Here is a 16,043-nt window from a genome sequence, read left to right on the forward strand (position 1 = left end):
CGGGCAGGCAGCGGAGGGACGGGGAGAGACCGTTCGGCAGAGCGGAGAAACCGTCAACCGGCGGAGCGGCGCCAGGGATGGATGAGCGTGGTGAGAATGCGGCCGGTGTCCGGGAAGGTGCTGGGATCGGCCAGCCCGACCGCCGTCGGCTCACGACCGGGACGCCAGGTGAAGGTGCCGAAGAGCCTGTCCCACAGGGCCAGGTCGGAACCGTAGTGACCGGCCTCCGACAGATCGGTGCTGTGGTGCAGCCGGTGCTGCTCGGGACCGGCGAGAACATGGTTCAAGGGCCCCATGCGCACACGGATGTTGGCGTGGACGAAGTACCCCTGCGCCACGACGAAGAGCCCCACGCCGAAGACCGCGCGCTCGGAGAAGCCGATGAGCGCGAGGGCGAGTTGGACGAATGCCTGCGAAATGAGGACGTCGGCGACGTGGTTGACACCGTTGTTGGCGACATTCACTTTGCTCGGTACGTGGTGCACCCCGTGCAGCCGCCACAGCCACGCGTAGGTGTGGCCGGCCCGGTGCACCGCATAGCTCGCGAGGGAGCCGAGCAGGAGCGCCAGCGGGATCTCACCCCAGAGCGGAAGCACGGGATACGGATTCGCGACGGCGCCGACGGCCAGCAGCACCAGATTCTGCCCGAGGGCGCCCCCGACCGCGGTGAGGACGTAATAAACGGCGTAGTACCCCCACTCCCGCCGGTCCGGCCGCCAGGAGGGGTTGTACGGGATCACGAACTCCAGCACCACGAGAAGGCCGAGCACCGAGAACTGGAAGAGGAAGGTGGCCATGCCCGGGTCCCAGCCGCGCCACTCGGTGAGAGCGAACGCGGCGACGGCGGCGAGCAGCAGGATGAACTGAGCGGCCGCAGCCAGTGCGTCGCGCACCGTTGACCGGGGCATGGCACTCCTCTCCGAGGCGATGGCGGGATCTTGCGAGAGCGCTCCCGGCAGACGGAAAGCCGAAGAGCTGATCACAGTATGTAGTTGATCGGATCCTTAGTGCAACATTCTCTTCACCGGCGTGCGGCATCACGGACGCCGAACCGGCGCACTCCCGGGGCGCGCTCAGGGCGCGTCTCACCTCGGCGTATTTCACGGGGCGTCGACATGCGCGGCGGGCGGCGGCATACGGGTGACGAATGAACGTTCCCGCTCGGTGGGTTGTCGCGCCGCACACGCCCGGCTGCCATAAAGGGGGGAGTCCCGGTCCGCCGGCCGTACAGGACGGGTATCCCGCGCACGACACCTCGGTGAGGAACCATGACATCCACCGGAATCCTCGATTCCCTGCGCCGTGCCCTCGGCGTCCGCCGTGCGTCCGTACCGCCGGGCCACTCGCAGTCCGGGGAACGCCCGGTGGCGCTGGTCTACCGCGGGCCCACCCAGGAGGACAGGGACTGCGCCGACACGGTCGTCGGCCTCCTCGCCGACGGACCCTGGGGGCTGGAGGTCCGCACCACCGGACCGAAGGGCGAACTCCCGCTGTCCTCCGCCACCCTGGCGACGGCCCGGCTGTACGCGCAGCCCGGCGGCGGCGACCTGACGCCCGCCTACCGGCAACTCAAGCCCCACAGAAAGGCGATCCGCGACTTCGTCGGGCAGGGCGGCCGTTACCTGGGATTCTGCCTCGGCGGCTATCTCGCCGGACGCGAGGAGGGGTTCGGCCTGCTGTCCGGCACCGTCGACCAGTACATCGTCACGGACGGCGCCACGGTCACCACCGAGGACGACACCCTGGTCGACGTCGCATGGCGCGGACAACCCCGCACCCTCTTCTTCCAGGACGGCGCCTACTTCACCCCCGGCCCCGGCCAGGAGGCGACAGTCCTCGCCACGTACACGAACGGCCTGGCCGCCGCACTCGTCACCCCCTACGGCGCGGGCCGTGTCGCCGTCGTCGGACCCCACCCGGAGGCCACCGCCGACTGGTTCGAAGACCCCCGGCTGCCCTTCCACGACACCCACGACCTGGCACTGGACCTCGTCGGCACCGTACTGGCCGACTGAGACATCCCGCACGGGAGCCGCTCGCCGCGGCCCGGCCGCCGTGCGGCAGGATGGGCGCATGAGCGTAGTCAAGATCAACGTACTGGCCGTCCCCTCCGAGCAGCGCGAGACGCTGGAGAAGCGCTTCGCCTCCCGTGCCCATGCCGTGGAGAACTCCGACGGGTTCGAGTGGTTCGAACTCCTCCGCCCCGTCGAAGGCACCGACAGCTACCTCGTCTACACCCGCTGGCGGGACGAGGAGTCCTTCCAGGCGTGGATGGAGGGTCCTATGAAGGCGGCCCACCAGGGCGGCAACGCGGAGGGCGGCGAACGCCCCAAGCCGGCGGCGAGCGGATCCACCCTGTGGTCCTTCGAGGTCGTCCAGCAGGCGGCACCGCAGCATCCGTAGGTACCCGTAGGAACCCGTAGGAACCCGTCCGCAGGCAGTTCCGGGACGGACCGCGCCCCGGCCGCGCGGTCCGTCCCGGCCGGTGGGCCGACCAGGTTCAGGGCTTCCGGATCAAGGGGAACATCAGGTGACCACGTCACCTACCCCAGGAGCTGCGATGCGGCGACAACCGGTACGACCCGTCCTCTTACGGATACTCGCGGCGGTCGCCCTGCTGCTGGTCCTGCCCGCACCACCGGCGCTGGGCAGCGCCCCGGCCGGGCCGGTCGCGGCGGCCGGTGCCCCGCGGGTGGTGCCCGCGCTGGCCTCGTGGAGCGCCGGGGCCGGGACGTACCGCCTCACCGAAGGCAGCCGGCTGCTGGTCAGGCCGGGGGACCGCGCCGCGCGGGAGACGGCCGGGACGCTGGCCGGGGATCTGGCGGCGGCCGGCCACCACAGGCCGCCCGTCAAGGCCACCACCGCCCGGCCGGCCCCCGGCGACCTGTTGATCACGGTCGACCCCGCGCGCGCAGCCGAACTCGGCGCGGAGGGCTACGCCCTGGACATCACCGACCGGACCGTCATCACCGGCGCCACCGGGACCGGCGCCTTCCACAGCACCCGCACCCTGCTCCAGATGCTGGCGATGGGCACACGGATCGAGGCGGGACACACGACCGAGATCGCGGCGGGACACACCGTCGACGTCCCGGCCTATCCGGAGCGCGGGGTCGGCGTCTGCGCCTGCTACATCCATGTCTCGCTGCCCTGGCTGGAGAATCTCATCCGGGACATGTCGTACCTCAAGCTCAACCAGCTCCTCCTGGAGCTCAAGGTACGCAGCGACACCCACCCCGAGGCCAACACTTGGGGCTACTACACCAAGGACGAGGTCCGGCGGATCGTCGCGCTGGGGAAGAAGTACCACGTCACTGTCGTCCCGGAGATCAACTCCCCGGGCCATCTCGACCCCTGGATCGAGAACCGCCCCGACCTCCAGCTCACCGACGTCAACGGCACGGCCCAGCCCTCCCGGCTGGACATCACCAGCGAGGCGGCGTTCGACTACTACACCAGCCTGATGGACGAGTACGCGGAGGTCTTCACCTCGCCCTGGTGGCACATGGGAGCCGACGAGTACATGCTCGGCTCCGACTACGCCGCCTACCCGCAGGTGCTGGCCCACGCCCGCCGCCGCTTCGGGGACAACGCCACCGCGCAGGACGCCTATGTGGACTTCGTCAACAGGGTCGGCGACCACGCCGCCGCGCTGGGCAAGCGTCTCCGTATCTGGAACGACGGCCTGACCGGCGAGAACACCGTGCCGGTACGGACCGACGCCGTCGTGGAGCACTGGATCTCCGTCCGCACCACCCCCGCGCAGCTCATCGCCGAGGGGCATCAGGTGATGAACGCCTCCTACGCGCTCTATCTGATCCGGGGCGGATTCTCCATGGACACCCGGTCGCTGTACGAACAGGGCTGGAACCCCACCGTCTTCGAGGGCTCCACCGTGTCAGGACCGGCCGGGGTGACCGGTGCGAAGATCAGCTTCTGGCCGGACAACGGCCGGGCCCAGACCGAGAACGAGGCCGCCACCGCCGGCTACCTCCCGCTGCGCTACCTCGCGCAGACCACCTGGGGCACCCCCGCCCCGGACACCGGCTACCCCGCCTTCGCCGCCCGCGCCGAAGCGATCGGCCGGGCCCCCGGGGTGGAGGTCGCCGCCCCGCCGCTTCCCCCCGGTGAATACACCGTGGGCACCGCGCGGGGCACCGCCCTGGGCAGCGGCTCCACCGCCGTCGGGGCCACACTGACCGCGAGCGCCGGCGCCGACGGAGCCTGGCGGCTGGGGGCCACCGAGGACGGCTATCTCACCCTGGTCTCCGGGACCACCGGGCTCTGCGCGGAGACCCGTACCGGCCGGCTCAGCGTCAACACCCCCCTGGAGGCGGGCACCCCGCTCACCCAGCAGACCTGTTCGGCCGCCAACCGCCTCCAGCGCTGGCAGCTCGAACCGGCCGCCGGCGGCTACCACTTGGTCAACGCCATCACCCGGATGGCGGCGTACGTGACTACGGACGGCCGGGTCACGCAGTACCCGCCGGACCAACGTCCGCCCACCGTATGGCAGTTCACCGCCCGCTGATTGTTCTGGGACCGGTCCGCGGCCCGTGCGGGCGCGCCTCGGCAGGCGCGCCCGCACGGCCGGTCAGGACAGCAGCCCCGGAGCGTCCCGCAGGAAGACGTCCAGCACCGTGTCGGCGACCTTCACCGTGCCCTGCGGCCGGGTCGTGCCCGGCAGGGTACGGATCGCCGCGGCCTGGGCGGCGAGCGCAGAGGACCGCGCGAAGTGGCCCCGGGCCGCCGCCCCGTCCCCGGCCTCACCGGCCGCCAGCCCGTCGAGGGTGGCGTTGAACGCCGCGCCCCACAGCGCCAGCGCGTCCAACCAGGGGCCGGTGTCGGTGACCAGCCCCGGATCCGTGCCCGACCTGATGGTGGCGGACGCGGAGGCCAGCAGCCCGGCGTACGGGCGCAGCGTCCGCAGCGCACCCGCCCGGTCCCCGGCCGCCCACGCGGTCCGGAACCCCGCAAGCCGCGCGGCGAGCGCCGGAGCCTGCGGCTGCCAGGGCAGGTCCCCGAACGTGGGAGCCAGATACTGCGTGTCGAAGAAGGCCAGCAGCGCCGTGACGGTCGCCGGATCGCCCCCGGCGAGATACCCGGCGGCGGCCCGCCAGGTGCGTACCGGGTCGTAATCCAGGTCGTTCCAGGTGAAGGAGGCCCCGCCGAACTCGGCGACCTTGCTGGCGTCCGCCTGGTTCATCGGGTTGAGCACGATCCCGGAGAGCGTCTCGTGCAGCCCGGCCTCCCGCTGTTCGTACGGTGCCATCAGCAGCCGCCCGGTCGCCTGGCCGTAGTCGTTGACCGGGTAGTTGTCCCAGACGAAGACCTTGCGTCCCCACACCGAGGCGGCCCGCCGCGCGTCGGACACGGTGATCGACGGTGGCACCACATCGGTGCCCGTCCACATGATCTCCACCCGGGGATCGAGCTGTTCCCGGATCGTCGTCTTGTACGCGGAGTCCGCCAGGTCGCTGTACTCGGTGGGCACCATCTGGAGCGGCCGGGTGCCCTCCCTGGCGTCCAGGAACTCCCGCTGTACGTGGTTGAGCAGGTCCACCTGGGCCCGCGCGGCGGCACCGGCCGAGGGCGCGCCGTACGCCGCGCGGTCGGCGGCGCAGTTCCAGCTGGTGTAGCTGATGTCGTCCAGCGGTACGGAGAAGCTGCGCACCCCCAGCGCGTACAGCGCCTGGAGTTTCGCGTCCAGCGTCCGGACGTCCGCCGGATCGCTGTAACAGATGGAGACCCCGGGGGAGACCGCGAAGGTGAAGCGGACATGGTGGGCGGTGGCCTGCCGGACCAGTTCGCCGAGGAGTGCGAGCCGGTCGGCGGGGTAGGGGTCGCGCCACTGCTCGCGGTGGTACGGGTCGTCCTTGGGCGCGTAGATATAGGTGTTCATCTTGACATCGCCGTAGAAGGCCAGTTGGTCCATGCGCTGCCTGTGGCTCCACGGGCTGCCGTAGAACCCTTCGATGGTGCCGCGCAGCGCCATGCTGGGGTGGTCGGTGACCAGGACGCCCGCGATCCGGCCGCCCGCGACGAGCTGCCGCAGTGTCTGGGCGGCGTAGTACGTGCCCGCGGCGTCCTGCCCGGCCAGTACCACCGGACCCTTGTCGGGGACGGCCAGCCGGTAGCCCTCGGCGGGCAGTTCGGCCGGGGCGGTGGCCCCGGCGGCGCGCAACGCCCTGGCCACCCGGGGCTCGGCGAGCGTTCCCAGCACCACGGTCAGGGGCGCCTTCGCCGGCCGGCCGGTCACCGGTGTGTCGACGATCTCCACCCGTGCGCCGGCCGCGCCGAGCACCGAGACGACCAGATCCCGGGCGGGTCCGTCGGTCTCCGCTCCGACCAGCAGCCGGACCGTACGCGGGACCGGGACGCCCGCGCCGATCGCGGTCATGGACTGCGGGGTGGGGGTCACCACGGGGAGCCCGGCCGGGCCGGCCGGGTGGGCGGCGGACGGTCCTGGCCGCCCGCCGCCGGCCGCGCCCGCGGGGGCGGCGAGCGCGCCGAGGAGCGCCACCGCCAGGGCGAGTACGGAGAGGGTGCGGAGCCGGGGAAGGGAACGGCGGCGAGTGCGGGGATGAGTGCGGGGGTGGGAGACGGACGGGCACGGGTTGTGCGGGCGCGGGTCGTACGGTGAGGACACAGGCACAGGCACTCCTGGCTCGGTCGGGGCGGTGGGTACCGCCGGCACGCAAGTGGCATAGACCATTAAGTGCGTCTGGCATGCTAGAGGCCGCCGGAGTGCCGGTCCATACCGCCTCTCCCGCCCCGACCGCCTCACCAGGAGCAAGCCAACAGGGCTTGGAGCGCGGCGAGTTCGGGTATTCGATGGCGGAGCGGCGGATCGCCGCGGTGTTTCCGCGGCCCGGGACCACGGCCCGCTCGACGGAGCCGGCGAGCGGCTCCGCGCGCCCGCTGGTAAAATGGGGGCACGCTTCGACACCGCCGGGGCCCGTACCCAGGAGGTACGGGCCCCGGGGCGTTCCGGGCGCCGGATCAGGAAGGTTCCCCATGAACGCGAAGTCGTCGCCCCCCGGGCTCTCCTCTGCCGGGAAGCCCCGGCGGGCGACAGCGTCGCAGGTTTCCCCGGAGCTGCCGCCGGCCGCCTCCTTCGACGAGCTCGGGCTGCCGCCGGAGCTGGTGAAGACGATGACCGGTCTCGGTGTGACGGAGCCCTTCCCGATCCAGGCGGCGACTCTTCCCGACGCGCTGGCAGGCCGCGATGTCCTCGGCCGCGCGCGGACCGGCTCCGGAAAGACGCTGGCTTTCGGGCTCGCGCTGCTCGTCCGTACGGCAGGCCTGCGAGCGGAGTCGAAGCGGCCCCTCGCCCTGGTGCTGGTGCCGACCCGGGAACTGGCTCAGCAGGTGAGCGACGCGCTGGAGCCGTACGCGCGGACGCTGAACGTACGGCTGGCGACGGTGGTCGGCGGGCTGTCGGTCAACCGGCAGTCGGCGCTGCTGAGGACCGGTGTCGAGGTGGTCGTCGCGACACCGGGCCGGCTGGCCGATCTGGTGTCGCGCCGTGACTGCCATCTGCATCAGGTGCGGATCACGGTGCTGGACGAGGCGGACCAGATGTGCGACCTCGGCTTCCTGCCGCAGGTCTCGGAACTCCTCGACCAGGTCCACGCCGACGGTCAGCGGCTGCTGTTCTCGGCCACGCTCGACGGCGGTGTCGACGAGCTGGTGCGGGGCTATCTGCACGACCCGGTTCTCGCGTCCGTCGACCGGGTGGCGGGTTCGGTCACCACGATGGAACACCATGTGCTGAACGTCCACGCGGCCGACAAGTACGCGACCGCGACCGAGATCGCCGCGCGGGACGGCCGGGTACTGATGTTCCTGGACACCAAGGCCGGCGTGGACCAGTTCACCCGTCACCTGCGGGCCAGCGGCGTACGGGCGGCGGCCCTGCACAGCGGGAAGTCGCAGCCCCAACGGACGCACACGCTCGGCCAGTTCAAGGACGGTGAGATCACCGTGCTGGTGGCCACCAATGTCGCGGCGCGGGGCATCCACATCGACGCGCTCGACCTCGTCGTCAACGTCGACCCGCCGGCCGACGCCAAGGACTACCTGCACCGCGGCGGGCGCACGGCGCGCGCCGGGGAGTCCGGGAGCGTGGTCACCCTGGTCACCCCCAACCAGCGGCGCGATGTGAACCGGATGATGTCCGCCGCCGGGATCCGGCCATTGGTCACCCAAGTGCGCTCCGGCGAGGAGAAGCTGACCAGCATCACCGGGGCGAAACGCCCCCCGGCCGGGACGAAGCCCACCGGCAACGCCGCCTTCCGCGGCCTCGGCACCAGTCCGGGCCGCCCCGCGAAGGAGTCCCGCAAAGCCGCCGAGGCCCGCAAGACCGCGGAGGCACGCGCCGCGGCCCGGGTGCGCAAGGGCCGCTGATCCCGGACGGACCGGGCGAACTCGGCGGAGCGGGACGCGCCGCGCGCGTACAGCGGTCAGGAGGCGGCGAGAGCGCCCGGCGGCAGCCCCAGTTCGGCTTCCGCGACGGTCCGGGGCATCGCGGCGATCGGTGACGCGCGGTGTTCGGCGCTGGTGTTGATGTAGGCGGTGGCCCCGTCGATCGCCACGAGTACTCGCGTGGCGGTGCCCCAGGGGTCCGCGCAGGCGAACTCCCCGGCCGCCGAGCCGTCGGTGACGAGCTGTTCGATGCGGTGGCACCAGAGCAGTTCCTGTGCCACGACGTGCTCGCGCAGCAGTGGCCGGTACCGCGAGAGATGGCGGGCGTTGAGCCACAGCCGGCTGAGGTCGTCGAACTCGGTGCTCGAGATCAGGGCGAAGAAGCGTCTCAGGGCGGCGACGGACGCGGGCCCGCCGCCCTCGGCCGGCGGCCGCGGCAGGAGGCCGTCCAGCTCGGCCATCGTGGCGCTGGTGAACGCCTCGGCCACCAGGGTGTCGGCCGCCGGGAAGTAATGGCCGACCAGTCCCGGCCGGACGCCCAGCTCGTCGGCGACACGTCGCAGGGTGACGCACTCCAGGCCCTCGGTGAGCCCTATCCGCGCCGCTGTCGCGACGATCTCGTGGCGGCGTTCGGCCGGAGCCTTGCGGACGCGTTTTTCCTGACCTCTTGACGTCATGGGGCGAATGCTATTGAGTACGTGACCAATAAGGCAATTGGCCGCATGCCCAATAAGTGGGATCGGCTGGAAACCACCGGTCCCGGGGCACTGCGCCGGACGGGGAGGCACGTCACCCGACCCGGTCCGCGGCGGGGCCGGCGCCACAGAACACTGTCAGGAGAGCAAGGTGGACGACACGCGCACCGACGCCGGTGAGCTGGCCGAATACGGCTACCAGCAGGAACTGAAACGGACCCTGTCGGCCTGGGCCGTCTTCGCCATCGGCTTCGCCACCATCTCGCCCGTGGTCGGCATCTACGCCGTCGTCCAGCTGGGCTTCGTCTTCGCGGGGCCCGCCTGGATCTGGGCCGTCGTCGTCGCCTTCCTCGGCCAGCTCCTCGTGGCCGTGGTCTACGCCGAACTGTCCTCGCAGTTCCCGATCACCGGCGGCGTCTACCAGTGGGTACGCCGGCTCGCCGGACCGCGCACCGGCTGGCTGGTCGGCTGGATCTACCTCGCCTCGGCCGTCGCCTCGCTGACGACGGTCGCCTACCTGGGCGCGAGCTGGCTGCACATGCTGTTCGCCGACGGCGCCCCGTCCGCGGCCCTCCACGTGGTCCTCGGCGTCGTCTTCGTCGCCGTCGCACTCGGCATCAACCTCCTCGGGGTCGATCCCGTCAAGCACTTCCTCAACGCGGGCATCATCGCCGAGGGCGTCGCCTCCATCGCCGTCAGCCTGGTGCTCCTGTTCTTCGCCCACCACAACGGCTTCGGCATCCTCTTCGAGTCGCTGGGTGCCGAAGGAGCCTCCGGCGGCTCCGTCACGGCGGGCTTCCTGACCTGCCTCGCCGTGGCCGGCTGGGCCTTCCTCGGCTTCGACGCCACCACCCAGGTGGCCGAGGAGACCGAGCAGCCGCGCCGCAGCGTGCCGCGCGCCCTGCTGCGGGCCTACCTCTTCGTCGCCTTCACCGTCCTGCTCACCGGCCTCGCCGTCACCCTCGCCCTGCGCCGCCCCGAGGACGCCGTCTCCGGCGCCATCGGGGACCCCGTCTTCGAGGCCGTGACCCAGGGGCTCGGCGGCTGGAGCGAGAAGCCGTTCGTCGTTGTCGTCCTGATCGCGTTCTTCGCGTGCGCCGTCTCCATCCAGACGTACATCGGCCGCGCCGTGTACGCCTTCGCCCGCGACCGCCAGCTGCCGTTCTCGCCCGTGCTCGCCACCGTCGGACCCCGGCAGATCCCGTACGTCTCCCTGATCGCCACCGCCGTCCTCGCCGCCCTCGGCCTGCTGCTCGGCCTGAACGGCAACGCGGCGGCCACACTGATCGCCTTCGGCTCCGGAGGCTTCTACTTCATCTTCCTCGCGGTCGCCGCCGTGGCGCTCGTCGCGCGGCTGACCGGCCGCTGGAAACCGGGCGCCGGACAGGTCAGGCTCGGCCGCACCGGACTCGTCGTCAACGTCCTCGCCGTGGTGTGGCTGCTCTTCGAGGCGGTCAACATCGCCTGGCCCCGCACCGAACTCGCCCCGGCCGACGGCAGCTGGATCCAGGTCTGGGCCGTGGTCCTGGTGTTCTCCGCACTCTTCCTCCTCGGCCTCGGCTACGTCTTCGCCGCCAAGCCCCACACGAAACTCACCCCGAGCACCACCACCGAAGAGGTGAAGACACCCTGATGTCCTCCCCACTCTCCCCGGCCGTTGTCTTCACACCCGCCGAGGGCCTCCACACCCGGGACGTCTCCGTACGGCCCGCCGGTCCCGGCGAGGTCGAGATCGAGGTCCGGGCCGCGGGCGTCTGCCACTCCGACCTGCACGTCGTGTCCGGCGACTGGCCCACGGACCGCCCCCTCGTCCTCGGCCACGAAGCGGCGGGCGTGGTCACCGCGACCGGCGCCGGCGTCACCTCCGTACGCCCCGGCGACCACGTCGTGCTCTCCTGGTTCGCGCCGTGCCGGCGCTGCCGCAGATGCGCCGCGGGCCAGGCATGGCTGTGCACCGGCACCAAGGCCGTCGCCAACACTCTCCCCGACGGTGGTACCGCGTTCACCGGCGCCGACGGCGAACAGCTCTGGCCCTACCTGGGCCTCGGCGCCTTCACGGGCCGCCTGGTCGTCCCCGAGGCAGCCGCCGTGAAGGTCCCCGAAGAGCTTCCCTTCGGGATCGGCGCGCTGCTCGGATGTTCCATCACCACCGGCGTCGGCGCGGTGGTGAACACCGCGGGCGTGCGGGCCGGAGAGTCCGCCGTCGTCATCGGCACCGGCGGCGTCGGCCTCTCCGTGGTGATGGGCCTGCGCCTGGTCGGCGCCGATCCCGTCGTCGCCGTGGACCTCTCCGCCGAACGCCTCGCCGCCGCACGGAGCTTCGGCGCCACGCACACCCTCGACGGGGCACACGAGGACGTCGCCGCCTGGTGCGTGGAACACCTCGGCGGAGTCGACTACGCCTTCGAGGCCATCGGCAGCCCGAAGGTCGTCGAGACACTGCCGGGCATGCTCACCTCCGGCGGCGCCGCCGTACTTGTCGGCATGGCCGCCACCGACGCCACCGCCTCGTTCAACCTCTTCGACCTCGCCGACCAGGGGAAACGCATCCTCGGCTGCAACTACGGCTCCAGCGTCGGAGAGATCGACATCCCCAAACTGGCCCGTCTGTACCTGGCCGGCCGGCTGCCCCTGGACGAACTCGTCGGCAAGACCCGCCCGATGAGCGAGGCGGCGGACGCCTTCGACGACCTCAGGACGAACACCGGAATGCGGACGATCCTGGAACCCTGAGTCCGTCCCCGCCCCCGCCCCCCAACTCCAAGGACAGCCATGGACGTCATGTACGCCGTCACCGACCCGGCGACCGGAGAGGTGGCCGAGACCTACCCGACCGCCACCGACGCCGAGATCGAGGCCGCCCTCGACGCCGCCCACGCCGCCACCGCCTGGGGCCGCACCGGCTCCGTCGCCGAGCGTGCCGCGCTGCTGCGCCGCCTGGGCGACCTGCACGCCCAGCACCGCGACGGCCTTGCCGCGAGCATCGTGCGGGAGATGGGCAAGCCCCTGCCGGAAGCCGAGGGCGAGATCGACTTCTGCACCGACATCTACCACTACTACGCCGACCACGCCGAGCGGTTCCTCGCCGACGAACCGCTTCCCGTCACCTCGGGAACCGGCACCGCCGTCGTCCGGCGCGGCCCGCTGGGCGTCCTGCTCGGCATCATGCCGTGGAACTTCCCCGCCTACCAGGTCGCCCGCTTCGCCGCCCCCAATCTCGCGGCCGGCAACACCCTCGTCCTCAAGCACGCCCCTCAGTGCCCGGCCACGGCCGCGCTCCTCCAGCGACTGTTCGCCGAGGCGGGATTCCCGGCCGGGGCGTACGTGAACGTGTACGCCACCAACGAGCAGATCGCCGGAGTGATCGCCGACCCGAGGGTACGGGGCGTGTCGCTGACCGGCTCCGAGCGGGCCGGCGCCGCCGTGGCCGAGACCGCCGGCCGGCACCTGAAGAAGGTCGTCCTCGAACTGGGCGGCTCCGACCCGTTCGTGGTGCTGTCCACCGACGATCTGGACGCCGTCGTGGCGGCGGCCGTCGCCGCCCGCCTGGACAACACCGGCCAGGTATGCAACGCCGCCAAGCGGTTCGTCGTCGTACGGGAGCTGTACGACGCGTTCGTGGAGAAGTTCACCGCGAGACTGCTCGCCTCCGGGACCGGCGCCCCGCTCTCCTCGGCTGCCGCGGCCGAGACGCTGGCCCGCCAGGTCGACGCGGCCGTCGCGGAGGGCGCCACCCTGCACAGCGCGGGCGAGCGCCACGGCGCTTTCTACCCGGCGGGCGTCCTCACCGGCCTCACCACCGAACACGCCGCCGCCCGGCAGGAACTCTTCGGACCGGTCGCGATGGTTTTCCCGGCCGCCGACGAGGAGGACGCCCTGCGCATCGCCAACGACACCCCGTACGGCCTCGGTTCCTACGTCTTCACCACCGACCCCGCCCAGGCCGCGCGCTTCGCCGACCGCGTCGAGGCCGGCATGGTCTTCGTGAACGGAGTGGCCGCGGAGGGGGCCGAGCTGCCCTTCGGCGGGGTGAAGCGCTCGGGCTTCGGCCGCGAACTCGGTCCCCTCGGCATCGAGGAGTTCGTCAACAAGAAGCTGATCCGCACGGTGGCATGACGCGGAGTCGGGCCGTGGCCGGCGGCGGGGGACCTGCCGCTCGGCCGACCGGCCGGCGCGCCGCGCCGCACCGCCGGATCCGCGCGTCAGCGCTCCTCCAGCGCGTCCAGCGCCACGGCCTGCGCGATGGTGAGGCGGCGGTCGAGATCCGGGGCGAGGATGTCGAGCACATACCGGTCCCGCAGCCCGAACTTCTTGTCGACCGTCATCAGCCGCTTGCCGCCCTCGGTGAAATCGAAGTGGTACGGCCAGAGGAACGGCACGAAGTCCGTGAACGGCAGCCACTCCCAGATCCGGCGCACCCCGGCCACCACCCGGTTGCGCTCGCGCCCGGTGAGATCCACCGTGCCCGGCTGCCGCATGCTCCAGGTCGAGCGCAGGAGAGAGGCGAAGGACTCGTTGCGGAAGGACCCGATGGTCTGGCCCACCGCGTCCCGCACGTCGTACACGGTTTCGAGGTTGAGGATCTCGCGGGCCTCGAAGGAGCACAGGACGTGTTTCTTGGACTCGTCGGTGTAGAAGGTCATCCGTTCCCTGAGTGTGACGCGTTTCTGCTGGGCGAAGGCGACGACCTCGCCCTCGGAGCCGTCCGGCCCGGCCGCGGTCACCACGTACTCCTTGGTCAGGAGGGCCATCCTCTGCCGGATGGTGAACCGCTCGTGTGCCTGTACGTGTGTGCTGTCCATGTGATGTCTCCCGTCCCGTACTGCCCGGCCGTGTCCCGCCTGCCGGACTTCCGGCTCGACGGGTCCATCGTCACCGCGGCGCCCGGCCCGGCGCAGTTCCCGGAAGTCGCGGCCGGGGACGACCGACGGCGACGGCGCGGACCCTCCAACAGCGGTCTTCCTGGCGGCGGTTGCGACTTTCGTCGTTCGCCCGCACGACGGAGGGATGACGCGGGCGCTCCCGCCCGTTGCCTATCGTCGGTCCGTGGAAGCGGAAGAAGCAGACATCCCTCGCGGCGCCCGTGCGCTCCTGCCCCGGCTTGCCGCCGCGTCACCCTGGAGCCGCGACCGGATCGCCGGGGAGGCGGTGCTCACCGTCGCTCTCGCCGGGATCGCGGGGGTGTTCGACGCCGTGGCGGCCGGGTTCGGCGCCAGGACCTTCGCCGTCGTCGCGGGTGTCGCCCTGCTGTCACTGGTCCGGCGCGCCCTGCCGGCGACGGTGCTGGTCCTCTCGGCCGCGGCGGCGGGGGAGCTGATCGCCGCGGCTCCGCTGCTGGTGTACGCGAGTTGGTCGGCGGGCAGCCGGATCGTGAAGCCGTGGCGTGTGGCCGCCGCGTACGCCGCCGCGCTCGTGGCCCATACGGTCCTGACCGCCCACGCCGAGATCACCGCCGGCTCCAGCCTGTCGCCGGTCATCACGGGCGCGCTGAGCGGCGGTGTGTTTCTGGCGCTGGCGATCGTGCCGGGGCTGGCCGCCCGTTACCGGGCCCAGCGCCGCGCGCTGCTCGGTGCGCTGCGGAGCAACAACGCCCAGCTCGTACGGGAGCAGGCGATGGTGGCACGGGAGGCGCGTCTGCTGGAGCGCCACCGTATAGCGAGGGACATGCACGACAGCCTCGGCCACCAACTCGCCCTGATATCCGTGCACTCGGGAGCCCTGCAGGTCGACCCCGAGCTGACCGACCGGCAGCGGGAAGGGGTACGGATCCTGCGGGACGCCTCCGTGACGGCGATGGGGGAGCTGCGCGAGGCTGTCGGAATCCTCCGCGAGAACAGCGAGAACAGCGAGAACAGCGAGAACAGCCAGGAGCGGAGTCCCTCCGCCGGTACGGCCGGCGGGCCTCCGGCCTCCCGGCCGGACACCTCCGTCGACGCGCTGGTCGCCTCCTCCCGGGCCGCGGGCGCGACCGTGGAACTGCACAGGTCGGGCGCCGGCCGGCCGCTGCCGCCTGCCGTGAAACACACGGCGTACCGCATAGCGCAGGAGGGCCTGACCAACGCCCACAAGCACGCGCCGGGCGCCCCGATCAGCCTGGCCCTGCGCTACGAGCCGGACAGCCTGGTGGTGGAGGTCGCCAACGGGCCCGTACCGGCAGGGGCCGCGCCGGGCCCGGCCGCGATCGGCGGCGGCCAGGGGCTGAGGGGCCTGCGGGAACGGGCCGCGAGCGTCGGCGGCATGGTGCACACCGGCCCCACCGCGGACGGCGGGTTCCGCATCGCCGGCATGCTGCCCTACGGCTCCGGTGACACCGAGCCGGCGCCCGGCACGTACGGCGCGACCTCCGTCGGCCCCGGGAACGACTTTGTGGGGCAGCTGAGCAGGGGCGTGGCGGGCGACGGTGGAGCGGTCGTCAACCGTACCGATCCGTCAACGGAGTTCACCACCGTCATGACCAACAAGAAGAACGTGGCCATCGGCTGCGCCGTCACCGCTGTCGTCCTCGTCGGAGCGTTCGTCGCCCTGGGGGTATGGGGAGTGGGGGAGGTGATGAAGGAGATGGAGAAGGCCGAGATATCGCCGAGCGTGTACGAGGCGGTGAAGGTGGGCGATGCCGAGGCGGACGTACAGGACAGACTGCCCGACGAGGACTCGTGGCTGACATCGGATCTGAAGGACCAGGGGCCGGAGCTGCCCGAGAGCGCGACCTGCCGCCACTTCACCTCCACCGAGGACGGCCTCGACACCGTGACCGTCTTCCGGTTCTGCTTCCGCGGCGGGAAGCTGGTCGCGAAGCACACCTTCGAAGCGACGTGATCCGGCGCCCGGTTACCGCCTGACCTCTGTGCGACGCGTCCGTCCGGGGCAGGGCATGATGGTGCGGCCAGGCCATCCGCTCCACGACCGACCACCGCGCAGGAG

12 protein-coding genes are annotated in these 16,043 nt (G+C 71.8%); 8 read left to right on the forward strand and 4 right to left on the reverse strand.

Features of this window, described 5'->3' with window-relative positions; translation table 11 throughout:
- Window positions 1–53: 53 nt before the first annotated feature.
- The gene (locus tag AB0389_RS21270) at window positions 54–908 is read right to left on the reverse strand and encodes a sterol desaturase family protein (protein WP_366396997.1); all 855 of its coding nucleotides are present in this window, start codon (window positions 906–908) and stop codon (window positions 54–56) included.
- 360 nt (window positions 909–1,268) lie between these two features.
- Here AB0389_RS21270 and AB0389_RS21275 point away from each other — a divergent pair, with 360 nt between their 5' ends.
- The 3 genes from AB0389_RS21275 to AB0389_RS21285 all read left to right on the forward strand — a co-directional run bounded on the left by AB0389_RS21275 (window position 1,269) and on the right by AB0389_RS21285 (window position 4,531).
- Complete coding sequence (locus tag AB0389_RS21275; RefSeq protein ID WP_366396998.1) at window positions 1,269–2,015, forward strand: BPL-N domain-containing protein; 747 nt, start codon at window positions 1,269–1,271, stop codon at window positions 2,013–2,015.
- Window positions 2,016–2,073: 58 nt separating this feature from the next.
- Window positions 2,074–2,403, forward strand: a complete 330-nt coding sequence (locus tag AB0389_RS21280; RefSeq protein WP_366396999.1) for an antibiotic biosynthesis monooxygenase — start codon at window positions 2,074–2,076, stop codon at window positions 2,401–2,403.
- A gap of 157 nt (window positions 2,404–2,560) precedes the next feature.
- Window positions 2,561–4,531, forward strand: coding sequence for a family 20 glycosylhydrolase (locus tag AB0389_RS21285; protein WP_366397000.1), 1,971 nt, complete (start codon window positions 2,561–2,563; stop codon window positions 4,529–4,531).
- Window positions 4,532–4,594: 63 nt separating this feature from the next.
- Here the strand turns inward: AB0389_RS21285 and AB0389_RS21290 are convergent, their stop codons facing one another.
- Window positions 4,595–6,655, reverse strand: coding sequence for a beta-N-acetylglucosaminidase domain-containing protein (locus AB0389_RS21290; RefSeq protein WP_366397001.1), 2,061 nt, complete (start codon window positions 6,653–6,655; stop codon window positions 4,595–4,597).
- A gap of 362 nt (window positions 6,656–7,017) precedes the next feature.
- Here AB0389_RS21290 and AB0389_RS21295 point away from each other — a divergent pair, with 362 nt between their 5' ends.
- Window positions 7,018–8,409 (forward strand): DEAD/DEAH box helicase, encoded by a 1,392-nt coding sequence (locus AB0389_RS21295; RefSeq protein ID WP_366397002.1) that lies wholly within the window; start codon window positions 7,018–7,020, stop codon window positions 8,407–8,409.
- Between the two features lie 56 nt (window positions 8,410–8,465).
- Here AB0389_RS21295 and AB0389_RS21300 read toward each other — a convergent pair whose 3' ends face one another.
- A complete protein-coding gene (locus AB0389_RS21300; protein ID WP_366397003.1) occupies window positions 8,466–9,104 on the reverse strand; it encodes a TetR family transcriptional regulator in 639 nt (212 codons plus the stop codon).
- Window positions 9,105–9,273: 169 nt separating this feature from the next.
- Here AB0389_RS21300 and AB0389_RS21305 point away from each other — a divergent pair, with 169 nt between their 5' ends.
- The 3 genes from AB0389_RS21305 to AB0389_RS21315 are packed head-to-tail and all read left to right on the forward strand — an operon-like array spanning window position 9,274 to window position 13,238.
- Window positions 9,274–10,755: an APC family permease gene (locus AB0389_RS21305; protein WP_366397004.1), complete on the forward strand. Its 1,482-nt coding sequence runs from the start codon at window positions 9,274–9,276 to the stop codon at window positions 10,753–10,755.
- Entirely contained in the window at window positions 10,755–11,855 is a 1,101-nt protein-coding gene (locus AB0389_RS21310; protein WP_366397005.1) for an alcohol dehydrogenase catalytic domain-containing protein, read from the forward strand. The genes AB0389_RS21305 and AB0389_RS21310 overlap by 1 nt, the downstream gene beginning before the upstream one ends.
- Window positions 11,856–11,903: 48 nt before the next feature.
- Window positions 11,904–13,238 (forward strand): NAD-dependent succinate-semialdehyde dehydrogenase, encoded by a 1,335-nt coding sequence (locus AB0389_RS21315; RefSeq protein WP_366397032.1) that lies wholly within the window; start codon window positions 11,904–11,906, stop codon window positions 13,236–13,238.
- An 86-nt stretch (window positions 13,239–13,324) separates the two neighbouring features.
- Here AB0389_RS21315 and AB0389_RS21320 read toward each other — a convergent pair whose 3' ends face one another.
- Window positions 13,325–13,924, reverse strand: a complete 600-nt coding sequence (locus AB0389_RS21320) for a hypothetical protein (protein WP_366397006.1) — start codon at window positions 13,922–13,924, stop codon at window positions 13,325–13,327.
- Between the two features lie 244 nt (window positions 13,925–14,168).
- On the opposite strand from AB0389_RS21320, the gene AB0389_RS21325 reads away from it, so the two are divergent.
- Window positions 14,169–15,938 carry a histidine kinase gene (locus AB0389_RS21325; protein ID WP_366397007.1) on the forward strand — a complete coding sequence of 590 codons (1,770 nt, stop codon included), beginning with the start codon at window positions 14,169–14,171 and terminating at the stop codon, window positions 15,936–15,938.
- Window positions 15,939–16,043 lie beyond the last annotated feature (105 nt).

The organism is Streptomyces sp. NPDC093109 (genome assembly GCF_040701725.1).
GTDB lineage: Bacteria > Actinomycetota > Actinomycetes > Streptomycetales > Streptomycetaceae > Streptomyces.